This is a genomic window from Amycolatopsis sp. NPDC098790 (genome assembly GCF_044759945.1).
Classification (GTDB): domain Bacteria; phylum Actinomycetota; class Actinomycetes; order Mycobacteriales; family Pseudonocardiaceae; genus Amycolatopsis.
This window is the reverse complement of the sequence record NZ_JBIWAI010000009.1, coordinates 211,958-226,030: the sequence shown is the minus strand read 5'-3', so window position 1 is coordinate 226,030 and position 14,073 is coordinate 211,958. Positions and strand designations below refer to the sequence as shown.

Genomic DNA, 14,073 nt, shown 5'->3' with positions numbered 1-14,073 from the left:
CCCAAGGAGGAGCGATGCCGACCACCGCCACCCTGACCCCCTTCACGGCTCTCCGCCTGGGCGTCGCCGTCCTGGCGGCGGCCGCCGTCAACACGGTCATCGCGCTCGCGGCGGCCGCCCTCGACGACGGCGGCATCGGCATGGGCCTCAACCCCGCGGCCTACCTCCCCGCGACGGTGCTGGGGCTGCTTGCCGGCGCTCTCGGCTGGGGCCTGATCGCGCGCCGCAACCCGAAGGTGCTGCGGGTGGTCGTGCCCCTCGTGCTCGTCTTGACGTGGATCCCGGACGCGCTCCTGCTGACGGCGGGCGCGACCGCCGCCAACGTGGTCGGGCTGATGCTGATGCACTTGGCGGTCACGAGCGCGGTGGTCCTCGCCCTCCGCCCGACCCTCCGGGCGCCAGCCGCACAGCCGGTCACTGATCCCCTTGCGTGAACATCGTGACCAGCCCGTGCGGTGAGTCGGCGCCGAACAGCAGCTCGTGGAGTTCGTTGCCGTCCGCCGCGGCTTCGGCGCCTCGGACGAACATCGCCTGCTCGAACTCCGCCAGCGCCGCCTCGACGTCGTCGTGCTCGGCCAGTGCCTTGGCGAGTTCGGCGCCGTCGAGCATGGCCAGGTTGGCGCCTTCGCCGTTCGGGGCCGCCAGGTGGGCCGCGTCGCCCACGAGCGTCACGCCCGGCACGCGCTCCCACCGGTGCTCGACCGGCAGGGAATACAACGGCCGCAGGACCGGCGGCGTGTCGGCGTCGGTGATCAACGCCGTGAGCTCGGGCGCCCAGCCCTCGAACTCCCCCACCGTCCGCTCGATCGCGGCAGCGGCGTCGGTGAAGTCGCCGAACCACGCCACCGGCTCGGTCAGCGCGATGTAGGCGTGCAGCGTGCCGTTCTTCTCGCGGTGGGCCTGGATGCCCTTGCCCGGAGCGAGCGCGAGCAGCGCCCCGGAGCCGACCGCCTTCGCGGCAGCCGGGTGCCTGCTGTCGCTGTCGTACAGGAAGGTCTCGACGTACGACCGGCCGATGTACTCCGGCGTGGCGCCGGAGAGCAGCGGCCGGACCTTCGACCAGGCGCCGTCCGCGCCGACCAGCAGGTCCGTCGTGACCGGGTCACCGTCGGCGAAACTCATCTCGTGGCGGCCGTCGCCCAGCGCGCGGACGCCGGTGACCTTGTGTCCCCAGTGGACGGTGCCCTGCGGGAGCGAGCCGAGCAGCAGCTCCCGCAGCTCGCCGCGGGGTACTTCGGGGCGACCTCCCGTTCCGTCGTCGGTTTCGTCGTGCAGGACGGCGCCGTGGCGGTCGAGGACCCGGGTGGCCTCGTGCCCTTCCAGGACCAGCGCCCGGAACTCGTCGGTCAGTTCCGCCGCCTCGAGGGCGACCTGGCCGGTGCCGACGTGGATGTCGAGCAGGCCGCCCTGCGCGCGGGCCGCCGGGGACGGCTCGGCCTCGTAGACCGTGGCCGCGATGCCGTGGACGTGCAGGACGCGGGCGAGGACGAGACCGCCGAGCCCGGCTCCGATGATCGTGACGTTCATGATGCCTCCTTCTGGAATGATGTTCCATCAGTTTGGAACGTCGTTCCAGATGTGTCAAGATGGGGCATGCCACCCCGCGCCCGCCGCTCCGACGCCCTCAGCCGCGAACGCATCGTCGAGGCGGCGGTCGCACTGCTCGACACGACCGGCGAGGCCGGGCTGACCTTCCGGACGCTGACCGAGCGCCTCGCCACCGGGGCCGGCGCGATCTACTGGCACGTGGCGAACAAGGGCGAGCTGCTCGACGCGGCGACCGACGGGGTGATCGCCGCCGCGCTGGTCACCGGCTCCCCCGGCTCGCCCCATGAAGAGATCCGCGCGGTCGCGCTCGGCCTGTTCGACGCCATCGAGCGGCACCCGTGGCTCGCCACGCAGCTGGCCCTGCAGCTCTCGCGCAACCCGTGGGGGTCGGTGACGGCCCGGATCTTCGAAGGCATCGGCCGTCAGGTCCGCGCGCTGGGCGTGCCGGACGGCCACCTCTTCACGACGACCTCGGCGCTCGTGAGCTACATCTTCGGCGCCGCCGGCCAGAACGCCGCGAACAACGCGGGCGCCGCACCCGGCGGCGACCGCGCGGAATTCCTCGACGCCGTCTCGGCCGCGTGGGAAGAACTGGACCCGGCCGAGTACCCGTTCACCCGGGCGGTGGCGGCCGAGGTCCGCGGGCACGACGACCGCGAGCAGTTCCTCGCCGGGCTGGACCTCGTCCTCGCGGGCATCGCCGCCGTCCACCTCCCCCCGGCCGGGTGATACAGCAACGGGAAAAGGGGGAAACGCGAAATTCGTTGCTGAATTTTTCGCCGGTCCGGCTGCGGAAAATCGGTCGTACCATGACGGGATGAGCGCCCAGGAGCAGCAAGCACTCGATTCCCTCTACGAGATCGACAATGTGCTGACGATCGAAATCACGCTGCCGCCGGCCGACTGGGACGCCGTGCGCACCGAGCAGCCGGCCGGCGGCGTGTGCAACTTCGACTGGACCGGCGGCAGCCGTTACACCTGGCGGAAGGCGTCGGTCACGATTTCCGGGACGCGGTTCCCGGCGAAGAAGACGTTCACCGAAGTCGGGATCAAGAAGAAGTCCTTCTGCGGCTCGATCAGCAGCGGAAAACCGTGCCTGCACGTCGACTTCGGGAAGTTCACCGACGCCAACAAAGCACCGATCCGCGAGCTGATCGGGTCGCGCTACCTGACGCTCAACAACTCGGTCCAGGACCTTTCCTACCTCCGGCAGCTGCTGGGCTACCGGCTGTTCGCCCTCGCGGGCCTCCCCCATTCCCGCGGCAACTTCGCGAAGGTGCTCGTGAACGGCACCCCGATCGGACAAGGGATCACCGGCGTCAACAGCCCCGGCGTCTACGTGAACGTCGAACCGATCATGCCGCGGTACATCGAACGCAATTTCGAGCACACCGACGGGAATCTCTACGAGCTGGAGCACAAGGACGACTTCGTCGGCGCCCGGTTCGGTTTCATCGGCGTGGAATCGCTGTCGAAGTTCGAGGACAAGGCCGACCTGAAGTTCGCGATCGACCACCTCGCCGCGCACGGACTGGCCGGCGCCGCCGAGGTCTTCGACCTCGACCAGTTCGTCAAGCTGTACGCGATGGAGTTCTTCCTCAAGCACTGGGACGGCTATTCCCGCAACACCAACAACACCTACGTCTACAACGACAAGACCGCCGTCGCCGCGCCCGGCGCCGGCGACATCAGGTTCAAGCTGATCCCGTGGGGTCTCGACCAGACGCTGCAGCCGGGCCGGCACTTCCGGATCGACACGGCCGGGCTGCTCGCCAAGCTCGTGCGCGACGACCCGGGCCGTCGCGCGCAGCTGATCGGCCAGATCCGCACGTACCGCGAAAGCGTGTTCGGTCACGAGACCCAGGAAAAGGTGTTCAAGCCGTTGCTCGACCGGATGGCGGCGCTGCTGACCGGGCTCGGCGTGCCCGACGTGCCCGCGCAGCTCACCGTCGTCCGCAAGCAGCTCCGGCTCGCGACGTCCGCCGGCTACCTCTGCGGCAGCCTGCCCGGCGCCGACGGGGCGTTCGTCCGCGAAGACGTCACCGGCGAGTGCATGCACGCCAGCGGAACCGAGACCATCGAGCCCGGCAGCTTCGAGGTCGTGCACCGGCTGCGGCCGGCCGGCGTCGACGAAGCGGACCTGTGGTGCTTCGACACGCTCGGCACCGGGAAGTCGGTCGCCGTCAAGGCGTCCGGCCGGTTCCTGCACGCGAGCACGACGACGTCGGCCCAGGGCCACAAGCTGCTGTGCACGCGCGCGGCCGACAACACCGACCACGCCGAAGAGTTCGCGGTCACCCCGGTGGACCCGCCGGCCGATCCCTTCGCCTACAGCGGTTACTTCACGTTGACGAGCGTCCGGACCGGGGCGGGCGCGGCGTTCGCCGCCGATCCGGCGCCGTCCGGGCGGCCCCGGGTCGTCCAGGACCCGGCGGCGTCGAAGCTGTACTTCTCTTAGAGGACCGCATAACCGCCGTTGTCGTCGACGACGAGGATCTTCCGCTCGCCGCCGTCGGAGAACGTCGTGACGCCTTCGGGTTTCGCGCTCCGGTGGAAGGTGACGTCGAGCAACCGGATCGCGTCGCCACCGCGGGGCCACGTGCCGAGCCGGAACGACGCGTCGTCGTGGCTGGCCGACCGGCCGAGCAGGACCAGGAGGTCGCCGTCGCAGCACAGGTCGCGGATGCCTTGCGACGCGGCGGGTCGCGGGAGCCGGGCCGTGCGCAGGACGGGCTCGCCGAGCGACTCCGTCGTCCACTTGGGACCGAGGTCGACGGGAACGTGGACCAAGGCGACGCGGCCGGGGACGGCCGGTCCTCGTAGGCCGAACAAGAGAGCGCTGGTCTCCGGGTCCCAGGCGAGGCCCTCGACGTTCAGGCCGTCGTCGTCCGGTTTTCGCCTGCCGGGCGCGGCGAGCGCCGGCACGTGGTCGAGCAGCCAGGCCCGGAACCCGGCCATCGGTTCGGCGGGCAAGTCGCCGTCCGGGCGGTACCGGACGCGGACCAGGCCGTCGTTGACCCGGTTCCGCTCGAGCGACAGGGACGAGGAGACGACGAGGAAGGTCTCGCCGTCGTGGTCGGCCCGGGTGAGCCCTTCGGGATCGCTCAGGTCGTCCGCACCGCGCAGCCGGCGCCGGTGGATGCGCTCGACTTTCTCGCGGTCATCGTCGAACGTCATTTCGAACAATGCGGTGGGGTCTTTGTTGTCGACGAAGGTGAAACGCCGTGCGCCCGTCCGCACCACGCCCGAAGCGTTGAACGGGTTTTCGCCGTTTCTTTCGCGGAACGGCGTCGGCTTCACGTCTTTCCGCCTCGCCACGGATCGAGTGTAAACCCGGGTTCCGCCGTGTTGGCACTCAGTGCCACTACGGGCGGTCGAGCAGCTCGCCCACCTGGGCGACGACCTCGTGCAGCGGCGTCGCCGTGGTCATCACGGCGACGACCGTGGCCGGTTCCGCGCGCGGCGCCCGGAAAGCCGCGACGACCAGCGCGAACGCCTCGGCCGCGCGGACCTTGATGTCGTCCTCGCCGCCGGTGCGCAGCCAGCGCCGCAGGACGTGGTTGTTGGCGGCCGCGATGGCCGCGGCGGCGACGGCCGCGCGCAGGCTGCCCGCCGGGTCGCCCCGCTGTTCGTAGCGCGCCTGCAGGTAGCGCGCGAGCACGCGCTGGTAGCGGTCGACGGTCGCGACCTCCTTGTCCCGCAACGAGGGCACCGTGCGGGTCAGGGCGAAGCGCTTGAGCGACACGTCGAGCTCGCCCGCGTAGGAGTCGAGCACGAGGCCGACCGCGTCGCAGGCCACCTCGATCGGGTCGCGCGCCGGGTCGGCGGCGGCGAAGGCGTCTTCCATCTCGGCCACGATTTCGTCGTGGTTGGCGAAGAGGACGTCGTCCTTGGCGTCGAAGTACCGGAAGAACGTGCGGCGGCCGACGCCGGCGGCGGCCGCGATGTCGTCCACCGTGGTGGCCTCGTAGCCGTTGGCGGCGAACAGGTCCACGGCCGCCGAGGCGAGGGCGCGGCGCAGCTGCCGCCGGCCCGCGGGGGTCGCCCCGACCCGGGTGGCCGGCGCGCGGCGCGGCGAATCGGTCATGGCCGGAACGGTAACAGCCGGGCTTGCTAACGGCACTGAGTGCCGTTACGCTGAGCGCTGCCCCGCCCCGCGAGTGGAAAGGCGTCGACGATGTCGCTCGACCAGCAGGTGCCTGTCGCGCCCCGTGACCCGGCGGGTGACCGGGTCGACGCCTTCTACGGCCGCCTCTTCGGCTGGCCGGTGAAGTGGCGGGGGGTCCACCCGTTCCTGGCGCTGGAGAACGGGATCTGCGCGGTGACGCTGCCCAAGCTGAGCGCCGGCCCGGTGCTGGCCAGGCTGGTGGCGACGGGCTGCCAGGGCCCGGCGATGCACCTGCCCACCCAGCAGGGCCCGCGCGTGGCCCTCCTCGCGGAAACCGACGGGCTGATCCCGCCGCGCGACGCGTTGCCGAGGAACGTCGACGTGCTGGCCTGGGGGACGTTGCTGCCGCTGCCGGTCGGCCCGCGCCGGGTGGACGTGGCGACGGAGTGGCTGTCGGCGCCGGACCCGCGGCAGCGGTGGCTGCCGAGCCTGAGCGCGGTGCTGGCGGGGATCCCCGACCGGTTCTAGCCCCGCGGAAAACGATTCGACGACCGTGTCGGCCCCTGCGACAGTGGCCGACCATGGGGAACGCCGACTTGCTGACCGCCGAAGACGTCGAGCTGATGCAGGGCCTGGCCCAGCGGATCACCGCGGTGCGCCCGGAGCTGGTGAACAGCGACGCCTCCTACGGCGAGCTGGCCTGGAACTGGGGCCGCGGCCACGCCGCCGACGGCGCGCACTGGCCACGCCGGCTGTGGTTCGCCGACGGTGAACTCGTCGCGTGGGGCTGGGCCCAGCTGCCGCGCCGGGTGCGGCGCACGGACGGCTCGGTCAAGGACGTCACCGGCGCGTACCTGGCCTACCAGGTCCACCCCGGGCACGCCGGGCTGGTCGACGAGGTGATCGCCTGGTTCGACGCGACCGCGGGCGCGGTCGAACGCACGGTGCTGCCGGGCGCGGCCGACGAGTTCGCCTTGGCGCGCTGGGCAGCGCACGGCTACCGCCCCGACCCGGCCGCGGCGGACTCCTGGACGCAGCTCAACGAGCGCGACCTGACCGAACTCGAAGAGCCGGCGCTGCCGGCGGGCTTCCGGTTCCGCACGGCCGCCGAGGCCGGACCGGCGGCCGCGGTCCGGGCACACGCCGCCGCCTGGGCCCCGACGTCGTTCGACGAGCAGGCCTACGACGGCGTCCGGCGGACCCCGGCGTACCGCGGTGACCTGCACATCCTCGTCGAGGCCCCGGACGGGACGATGGCGGCGTCGGCGATCCTGTGGCTCGACGAGCCGAACAAGACGGCCGAGTTCGAACCGGTCGGAACGCACCCGGACTACCGGCGGCTCGGCCTGGGCCGCGCGATGCTCCTGCACGGGCTGCGGCGGGCCCGGGACGCCGGGGCTACGCACGCCACGGTCGCCTGCTTGGGCGCGCCCGAGCACCCCGCCGCGCGCGGGCTGTACTACAGCGTCGGCTTCCGCGCGCTGTGCCGGGACGCGCCGATGATCAAGCCCGCGGACTGAGACCGGCGGCTCGGCCTGGCCGCGCCACGCCCCTCCATGGACTTCGCCGCGCCCGGGGCGCCGCTGTCACCCACACGACGGTCGTCAAGACCGGCGGCTCGGACTGGCCGCCCGATGCTCCTGCACGGGCTGCGCCGCGCGCGGGCTGTACTACAGCGTCGGCTTCCGGGAACTGTGCCGGGACGCGCCGATGATCAAGCGCGCCAGGTAATCCCTCCCGTCCATCCACAAAGGACAGATGTTTGACCGGCCAGCCGGTGGGGTATTAACCACCCCCGCGAATCCACGCAGCCCCGTCGCCACCCGTCCGGGCGACGGCCGTGGTCGCCCGGCCTGGGCTGTGAGGTACCGATGACCCCTGACGGCACCGCCGGGACGTCCCGGCTCGAAGTTCCGGTCCTCCGCCCGCCGTGGACGGCCTACGCCCTGCTCCTGGTCGTCGTCGCGGACCAGGTGACCAAGGCGTGGGCCTGGCGCGAAGTGCCGAAGACGCGCATCAACTTCGGCGGGAACCCGCTGGTCGGGCCGGTCGTCGGCGCCTGGTACGCCGGTCCGGTGACGGGCGCGGTGCTCGACCTCGCCGGCGCCGCCCTGCTGACGGCCGCGGTGCTCCTGCTGCTGCGCCGGCGGCACCCGGTGCTCCTGCGGGCCCCGGCCGCACTGGCGATCGGGGGCTGGACCAGCAACCTGCTGGACCGCCTCGGGCTGCACCACGTCACCGCGCCCGGCAGCGTCCGCGGCGCCATCGACTTCGTCCCGCTCGGCAAGTACTCCTTCAACGTCGCGGACTTCTTCATCATCGGGGCCACGCTGGCGTTCTCGCTCGCCCACGGCTACCGGTGGGCGACCGCGAGGCTGTCCGACGTCGCCGCCGACGTCCCCCGCCCCCGACCGCGGCTGCGCACGCCGGCGCGGATCGTGACGGTCACCGGCGCCGTCGCGCTCGTCGCCGCCGTGACGCTCGGAGCCACCCACTACGGCGGGGCGACGCACCCGCCGCGCACCCACCGGACGTCCGCGAACCGGTGAGCGGGTTGGGAACCGCCGGCCCGGGTACCCGAACCGTTCGGGTACCGGACGAGGAGGTGGGGACGTGACCGGGGACGTCGAGGTCCTGCCGATGGACGCCGAGCAGGCCCTCGTGCTCCAGCTCAGCGGGCCGCTGTACGCCGCGACCGCGCCGGCCGCGCTCGCCAAGCTGCGCGCCGCGACCGTCACCCTGCCGCCGCCGCACCTGGTGATCCTCGACCTGCGGAACGTCGGCACGCTGTCCGCGGCCGGGGTGCGGGTGCTGGGCGAGTTCGCCGTGGACCGCGCCCGCTCGGGGATCCGGTCGGCGGTCCTGCTCGACCCGGGAACGCTGAACGCGCGGATCCTGCGCGGCGTGCTGCCCGGCGACACGTTGCCCGTCCACGCGAGCGTGGACGAGGCGATCGAAAGCCACGGCGCCGAGCAGACGTCCGAGGAGCGGCTCGGGGAGCAGCTGACGGCGCTCACCCGGGTCCTGCTGGACGCCACCACCGTCACCCAGGCCCTGAACCACGTGGTCGCGGCGACCACCGTCGTCGTGCCGCACGCGCGGCTGGTCAGCATCACGCTGCGGGACCCCGCCGGCCGCTTCTTCACACCGGTCGAGATCCCGGACATCGCCGCCGACCTCGACGACGTCCAGTACCGCAGCGGCTCCGGGCCCTGCCTCGACGCCGCCGCCCCCGGCGGCCCCGCCTACGCGCTCGACCAGGACCTCGCCCGGTCCCCGGCGTGGCCGCGGTTCGCCGCCGCCGCGACGGCGCACGGGCTCGGCGCGGTGCTGTCGACGGCCCTGCTGCCGACGTCCCGCCCGGCGGGGCTCACCGGCGCGCTCAACATCTACGCCCACCGCGACGGCATCACGCCGACCGACCGCCACCGCGCGCTGCTGCTGGCCACGCACGCGTCGCTCGCCCTGGAGCACACCCGCGGAGCCGAGCTCGCCGAGCTGGAGCGGATGCACCTGCGCCGCGCGGTCGAGTCCCGCGACGTGATCGGTCAGGCGAAGGGCATCTTGATGGCCCGTCAGGGGCTGACCGCGGATGCCGCTTTCGCTTTGCTCCGGCGCACTTCGCAGGAGCTGAACGTCAAGCTGGCCGACATCGCCGCCGCGCTGGTCGAAAACCGCGGCGCGCTCGCCCCGGCCGACGACGACTAGAGCGGGGTGGGCTGAAGGGCACCCTCAGCGCACAGGACGCGACGAAGGTGCCCTTCAGCCCGCTGGGCGGTGCAGCCACGGGTTGCCCGCCGTGAGACGGGCGGTGAAGCCCGTCTCGTCGCGGTACAGGGCCACCTGGCTGCAGATCTGGTGCGCGATCCACAGGCCGCGGCCGCCGATCCGACGGTCGGCCGGGAGCAGGCCGGCGAACGGGTCGCCCGGGCCTGCGCCGGTGTCGCGCACCGTCACGACCAGGTGGTCCGGGTCCGCCCAGATCCGCATCTCGACCGGCGGGCGGCCGTGGCGCAGCGCGTTGTCGACGATCTCGCTGACGGCCAGCACGAGGTCGTCGATCTCGGCCGCGGGCAGGTCGGTCTTGCCGAGCTCGAGCACGGCCCGGCGGGCCGCGGCGGGCTGCGGGTCGGTGAGCACGACGAGCGGGGCGCTGTGCTGGATCGGCAGCGGCGTCACCGGCCGCGGGCTGCCCAGGAAGGCAGGCGGGTCGACGTAGCCGTCGTTTCCGTGGCGCCCGCCGGGCGTCGCGACGAAGGGATGTGTGCGGGCGACGTCGTCGAGGACGTGGCGCGGCGTGGTCCGGCTGTCGTAGGCGCACATGCTGCGCAGCGGGAACTCGTCGTAGGCGTGGTTGACCGCGGCTTCGTAGCGCGCCCACCAGTCCCACGACGTGTCGATCGCCGCGCGCGGGATCTCGCCGAAGATGCGGATCCCGGTGGCGCCGCCGGCGACGAGGCCGGCCATCATCGTCCGGTAGGACTTGATCGCCGCGGCCGGGCGCACGTACAGCTCGTCCGTGGTCAGGTACTGCACATCCGCCGACGGGAGGGCTTCGCGCACCAGCTCGGCCCGTTCCGGTTCGAGGGACACCATGGTCGGTTCGCCCGCGGTCAGCCCGCCCTCGAGGAACGGGACGGCGACGGCGAGCAGTTCGGCGTCGGAGCGGTAGTGGACGGCGGCGTGGTCGTAACCCCGCGGCGCGGTCCCCGGTTCGGCGGTCATGACACGCCCTCCACGCGGATGCCGGTCAGGTCGAACAGCTCGAGCAGGCGCGCCGGCGTGGTCAGCCGCGTTCGCAGGACGACCGTCTTGTCGTGGCGCTCGGCGTAGTCGGCGACGTCGAACAGGCTGCGGTGGTCGATGAAGCCGAGGTCGTCGGCGTCGATGGCGATCGGGCCCGGCGTCGCCCGCAGGTCGGCGCGTTCCAGGGCCAGCGGCCACAGCCGGCGGACCGCCGCGTCCAGTTCGCCCGCGAGCGCGGCGACGTTCCCGGCGCCCGCGTGGCCGTGCAGGTGGAACGGTGTCGCGCCCTCGTGGGCGACCGGGTGCATGCACGCCAGCTGCGCGACGGTGTCCTCACCCAGTTCGGCCAGGTCGTAGCCGCACATCGCCGACATCGGGTGCCCGGCCATGTAGCGGTCCACCAGGTGCTCGTAGCGGGCGAACGCGTCGAGCTGCGCGGGGGTGCGCACGAGCGAAGTCGCGTCCGCGGCGACGCGCAGCCCGGTGAACCCGGCGGCCAGCGCCGCTTCGGTCGCGGCCGCGTAGAGCCGGACCTGGCCGGCGGGGTCGACGACGGTCCCGGTGGTGTAGGTGGAGTCGACCGACGAGACCCGCACGGCGCCGCGCCGCAGTCCCGCGTCGAACTGCCCGGTTTCCCGCAGCTGGGCGATCAGGGACGCCTCGTCACCGGGGGCGACGTAGAGCACCTGCTCCCCCGCTGCCAGTCCCGCGGCCAGGAAGTCCCGGGCGCGGGCGACGAACTCCGCCCGCCGCCGGTATCCCCAGCACAGGTGGCCACGGGCCGGGCCGTTTCCCCGCTGTGTCGGCATCTGCACGATCCGACAATACGCCGCGGCGCCGAACCGGCGACGCGCTCACCGGGCGGAGCGGGTCAATTCCCGATCCTGTCTCCGGCTCAGCAGTCCACGACCGCCGCTTCGAGGGCCTGCACGGCGGTGTCCACGTCGGCCGGCGTGCTCCACCGTCCCAGCGACAGCCGGATCGCCGCCAGCGCCCGGGCGGCATCGAACCCCATCGCGGTCAGCACCGGGGACGGCGCGTGGACCCCGCTGTGGCACGCCGAGCCGGTCGAGGCCGCGATCTCCGGCGCGCGGGCCAGCACGTCGTGGCCGCGGGTGCCGTCGATGCTGACGTTGAGCGTGTTTGGCAACCGCTGCCCGGGCGCGTCGGGGCCGTTGAGCCGGACGCGGCCCGGCAGCACCTCGGCCAGCCGCCGGTGCAAGTCGTCGCGCAGCGCGGCGACGCGTCCGGCCGCGAGGTCGGCGGCCGCGAGCCGGGCGGCGGTTCCGAGCGCCACCGCCAGTGCGACGTTCTCGGTGCCCGCCCGCAGGCCGCCTTCCTGCCCGCCGCCGTAGACGACCGGCTCCAGCGCCACGCCTTCGCGCACGAACAGCGCCGCCGCGCCGCGGGGGGCGTACATCTTGTGGCCGACCACCGTCAGCAGGTCGACGCCGAGCGCGCCGACGTCGACCGGGATCTTCCCGCACGCCTGCGCGGCGTCGCAGTGCACGAGCGCGCCGCGGGAGTGCGCGAGCGCGGCCAGTTCCGCGACCGGCTGGATCGCGCCGGTCTCGTTGTTCGCCGCCATGACCGACACGACCGTGCGGTCCGCGCCGGTCCGCAGGGCGGCCTCCAGCGCGTCGAGGGAGACCAGCCCGTGGTGGTCGACGGGCAGCACGGTGACCCGGGTGCCGTGGAGGCGGCCGAGCGCGCGGGCGGTCTCCAGCACGGCGGGGTGCTCGGTCGCCTGGACGACGAGGTGCGTGCACGCGGCGAGCACCGCGCCCCGCAGGGCGAGCAGGTTCGCCTCCGAGCCGGACGCGGTGAACACGATCTCCTCCGGCCGCGCGCCGATCAGGCCGGCCACCTGCGCCCGCGCGGCGGCCAGCGCCCGGCGCGGTTCGGCGCCGTAGGCGTGTTCGCTCGACGGGTTCCCGAAGAAGTCCGTCCAGTGCGGCAACGCGGCTTCGGTGACCCGCGGGTCGACCGGCGTGGTGGCGTTGTAGTCGAGGTAGACCGGCCCGGTCGCCAGGCTCGGCGGCCGCGGGCACGCCACTTCGCTCGTCCGTCCGCTCACCCGGATCCCTCCCTTTGCCGGAACGCCGCGTCCAGCATGCCCCGCACCGCGCCGCAGCGCCGGTTGCAACGTGGCATGCCACGTCGCAAACTGGGACGCCCGATCCGTCCCCACCCGGAGGTCAAAGGTGACCGACTTCGATCGACGCGACGTGCTGCGTGCCCTCACCGCGCTGGGGGTGACCGGGGTGACCGCGAGCCTGCTCGGCGGGACCGCCGAAGCCGCCGGCGCCGACCCCCTCTCCCTGAAGTTCTCCGTCACGGAACAGTTCCGGCCCTTCGCCCTGATCGCCCCGAAGTTCGTCCAGGTCGACACCGCGGCCCGGCCCGGCGCCCTCGTCAAGACCGGGGTCCGGCCGAAAGCGCCCTACGGGACGGTGACCGTCGACGTGCGCGACGCCGGCGCTCCCGTGGTCGCCGGGCTGGCCGGGAACGGCGTCTCGGTGCTCGGCACCTACGACCCCGCCGCCGGACAGGCCGGCATCGAAATCACCACCGCGGGCGGCACCGCCGTCGTCAAGACCGCCGCGGCGAGCCTGCCGAGAGCGTTCGGCTTCGCCGTGGTGGTCAACGAAAACGCCGTGACGGTACTGGCCGATACGGGCGACGGCTGGCGGCCGCTGCTGACCGAGCGCGACCAGGTGCGGGCGCGGATCGACCTGCGCGACCCGGCGGTGCTGGGCAAGCTCGGCTACGCGTACGGCAGCCGCGGCCCGGCGCGCCTGGGCCGGGTGCGGGCCGGCTACTACGGCCAGGCGGGGGTGCGCGACCCGCACGTCGTGCAGTACGCCGACGGCCGGCCCTTCATCCGCGACGGCAAGCTCTACCTGACCATGACCAACGCCGGGCTCGGCTTCTTCCAGCAGGCGCACTGGGCGGTGTGGACGCTCGACCTCGCCGATCCGACGAAGCTGGAGCAGGTCGCGACGCTGTTCTTCGCGCGCGACGGCGTCGTGCTCGGCGACCACGCGGGGCAGATCGTGGTCGACGACGACCGGTTCATCCTGCTGATGAGCTCGTGGGGCGACTTCTCCTTCAACGGCGTCCACGTGCGGCACACCGTCACCCGCGAAAACGTGCTGTCCGGGGTGCACGTCCTGCCGACGCGACAGCTCCCGCTGCCGACGTCGGTCAGCTCGTGGGACCCGGCGCTCACGCGGATCGAGGGGCGCTGGCACATCGCGTTCGTCGAAAGCCCCGCGCAGCAGCCGTCCTTCGTGTTCCACCCCGCGCTCGCGGCGGCGCCGCGCGGTGCCGACTACGACCACGGCCTGACGCTGCTGGGTGCCGACACGTCGGTCGGCCAGACGGAGGGCACGATCCTGCAGCGGGTGGGCGGGCGGTGGTACCTGTTCGCCAGCGACGGCGACGCCCGCGAGTACCCGGTGTACGACCTGCGGCTGCGCAAGCTGGGCACGCTCAACGCTCCGTACGGCACGAACATCCCGCACCCGATGCTGGTGCGGATCGGGAACCGCTGGTGGCTCCCCACGTTCGACGGCACGCAGTACGCGGAGGACGTCCTCGGGTACGGCGGCCACGGCGACTTCATCCTGATGCGGGCCTGACCCGGCGCGGTGGGTTGAGGCGCGGCG

The 14,073-nt window shown here is 73.0% G+C and carries 14 protein-coding genes; 8 read left to right on the top strand and 6 right to left on the bottom strand.

Annotated features, from left to right (window positions below; genetic code table 11):
* Positions 1-14 precede the first annotated feature (14 nt).
* Positions 15-434, top strand: coding sequence for a DUF6069 family protein (locus ACIQWX_RS46835; protein ID WP_400885819.1), 420 nt, complete (start codon positions 15-17; stop codon positions 432-434).
* Here ACIQWX_RS46835 and ACIQWX_RS46830 read toward each other — a convergent pair.
* Entirely contained in the window at positions 415-1,527 is a 1,113-nt protein-coding gene (locus tag ACIQWX_RS46830; protein ID WP_400885817.1) for an FAD-dependent oxidoreductase, read from the bottom strand. The genes ACIQWX_RS46835 and ACIQWX_RS46830 overlap by 20 nt on opposite strands.
* A gap of 66 nt (positions 1,528-1,593) precedes the next feature.
* On the opposite strand from ACIQWX_RS46830, the gene ACIQWX_RS46825 reads away from it, so the two are divergent.
* Together ACIQWX_RS46825 and ACIQWX_RS46820 are read left to right on the top strand one after the other, a co-directional pair.
* Positions 1,594-2,277, top strand: coding sequence for a TetR/AcrR family transcriptional regulator (locus tag ACIQWX_RS46825; RefSeq protein WP_400885814.1), 684 nt, complete (start codon positions 1,594-1,596; stop codon positions 2,275-2,277).
* 88 nt (positions 2,278-2,365) lie between these two features.
* Positions 2,366-4,006, top strand: coding sequence for a CotH kinase family protein (locus ACIQWX_RS46820; RefSeq protein WP_400885812.1), 1,641 nt, complete (start codon positions 2,366-2,368; stop codon positions 4,004-4,006).
* On the opposite strand, the gene ACIQWX_RS46815 is transcribed toward ACIQWX_RS46820, so the two are convergent.
* Positions 4,003-4,725, bottom strand: a complete 723-nt coding sequence (locus ACIQWX_RS46815; protein ID WP_400885810.1) for a DUF3616 domain-containing protein — start codon at positions 4,723-4,725, stop codon at positions 4,003-4,005. The genes ACIQWX_RS46820 and ACIQWX_RS46815 overlap by 4 nt on opposite strands.
* A 187-nt stretch (positions 4,726-4,912) precedes the next feature.
* Positions 4,913-5,635, bottom strand: a complete 723-nt coding sequence (locus ACIQWX_RS46810; RefSeq protein WP_400885807.1) for a TetR family transcriptional regulator — start codon at positions 5,633-5,635, stop codon at positions 4,913-4,915.
* Between the two features lie 90 nt (positions 5,636-5,725).
* Here ACIQWX_RS46810 and ACIQWX_RS46805 point away from each other — a divergent pair, with 90 nt between their 5' ends.
* The 4 genes from ACIQWX_RS46805 to ACIQWX_RS46790 all read left to right on the top strand — a co-directional run bounded on the left by ACIQWX_RS46805 (position 5,726) and on the right by ACIQWX_RS46790 (position 9,364).
* Positions 5,726-6,184, top strand: coding sequence for a glycogen operon protein GlgX (locus ACIQWX_RS46805; protein ID WP_400885805.1), 459 nt, complete (start codon positions 5,726-5,728; stop codon positions 6,182-6,184).
* Between the two features lie 53 nt (positions 6,185-6,237).
* Complete coding sequence (locus ACIQWX_RS46800; RefSeq protein WP_400885802.1) at positions 6,238-7,176, top strand: GNAT family N-acetyltransferase; 939 nt, start codon at positions 6,238-6,240, stop codon at positions 7,174-7,176.
* A gap of 351 nt (positions 7,177-7,527) precedes the next feature.
* The gene (locus ACIQWX_RS46795; protein WP_400885799.1) at positions 7,528-8,205 is read left to right on the top strand and encodes a signal peptidase II; all 678 of its coding nucleotides are present in this window, start codon (positions 7,528-7,530) and stop codon (positions 8,203-8,205) included.
* Positions 8,206-8,269: 64 nt separating this feature from the next.
* Entirely contained in the window at positions 8,270-9,364 is a 1,095-nt protein-coding gene (locus tag ACIQWX_RS46790) for an ANTAR domain-containing protein (RefSeq protein WP_400885797.1), read from the top strand.
* A 54-nt stretch (positions 9,365-9,418) separates the two neighbouring features.
* Here the strand turns inward: ACIQWX_RS46790 and ACIQWX_RS46785 are convergent, their stop codons facing one another.
* The 3 genes from ACIQWX_RS46785 to ACIQWX_RS46775 form a co-directional block, all read right to left on the bottom strand.
* Entirely contained in the window at positions 9,419-10,381 is a 963-nt protein-coding gene (locus ACIQWX_RS46785) for an anti-sigma factor RsbA family regulatory protein (RefSeq protein WP_400885794.1), read from the bottom strand.
* The gene (locus ACIQWX_RS46780; RefSeq protein WP_400886222.1) at positions 10,378-11,211 is read right to left on the bottom strand and encodes an MEDS domain-containing protein; all 834 of its coding nucleotides are present in this window, start codon (positions 11,209-11,211) and stop codon (positions 10,378-10,380) included. Before ACIQWX_RS46780 ends, ACIQWX_RS46785 begins: the two co-directional genes overlap by 4 nt.
* 86 nt (positions 11,212-11,297) lie before the next feature.
* Positions 11,298-12,479, bottom strand: a complete 1,182-nt coding sequence (locus tag ACIQWX_RS46775; RefSeq protein ID WP_400885792.1) for a cysteine desulfurase family protein — start codon at positions 12,477-12,479, stop codon at positions 11,298-11,300.
* Positions 12,480-12,606: 127 nt separating this feature from the next.
* On the opposite strand from ACIQWX_RS46775, the gene ACIQWX_RS46770 reads away from it, so the two are divergent.
* Positions 12,607-14,046 (top strand): hypothetical protein, encoded by a 1,440-nt coding sequence (locus ACIQWX_RS46770; RefSeq protein ID WP_400885789.1) that lies wholly within the window; start codon positions 12,607-12,609, stop codon positions 14,044-14,046.
* The last annotated feature ends 27 nt before the right edge of the window (positions 14,047-14,073 follow it).

Coding starts and splice junctions, on each gene's coding strand:
- ACIQWX_RS46835 (WP_400885819.1), top strand. CDS start 15: ATGCCGACCACCGCCACCCTGACCCCCTTCACGGCTCTCCGCCTGGGC.
- ACIQWX_RS46830 (WP_400885817.1), bottom strand. CDS start 1,527: ATGAACGTCACGATCATCGGAGCCGGGCTCGGCGGTCTCGTCCTCGCC.
- ACIQWX_RS46825 (WP_400885814.1), top strand. CDS start 1,594: ATGCCACCCCGCGCCCGCCGCTCCGACGCCCTCAGCCGCGAACGCATC.
- ACIQWX_RS46820 (WP_400885812.1), top strand. CDS start 2,366: ATGAGCGCCCAGGAGCAGCAAGCACTCGATTCCCTCTACGAGATCGAC.
- ACIQWX_RS46815 (WP_400885810.1), bottom strand. CDS start 4,725: ATGACGTTCGACGATGACCGCGAGAAAGTCGAGCGCATCCACCGGCGC.
- ACIQWX_RS46810 (WP_400885807.1), bottom strand. CDS start 5,635: ATGACCGATTCGCCGCGCCGCGCGCCGGCCACCCGGGTCGGGGCGACC.
- ACIQWX_RS46805 (WP_400885805.1), top strand. CDS start 5,726: ATGTCGCTCGACCAGCAGGTGCCTGTCGCGCCCCGTGACCCGGCGGGT.
- ACIQWX_RS46800 (WP_400885802.1), top strand. CDS start 6,238: ATGGGGAACGCCGACTTGCTGACCGCCGAAGACGTCGAGCTGATGCAG.
- ACIQWX_RS46795 (WP_400885799.1), top strand. CDS start 7,528: ATGACCCCTGACGGCACCGCCGGGACGTCCCGGCTCGAAGTTCCGGTC.
- ACIQWX_RS46785 (WP_400885794.1), bottom strand. CDS start 10,381: ATGACCGCCGAACCGGGGACCGCGCCGCGGGGTTACGACCACGCCGCC.
- ACIQWX_RS46780 (WP_400886222.1), bottom strand. CDS start 11,211: ATGCCGACACAGCGGGGAAACGGCCCGGCCCGTGGCCACCTGTGCTGG.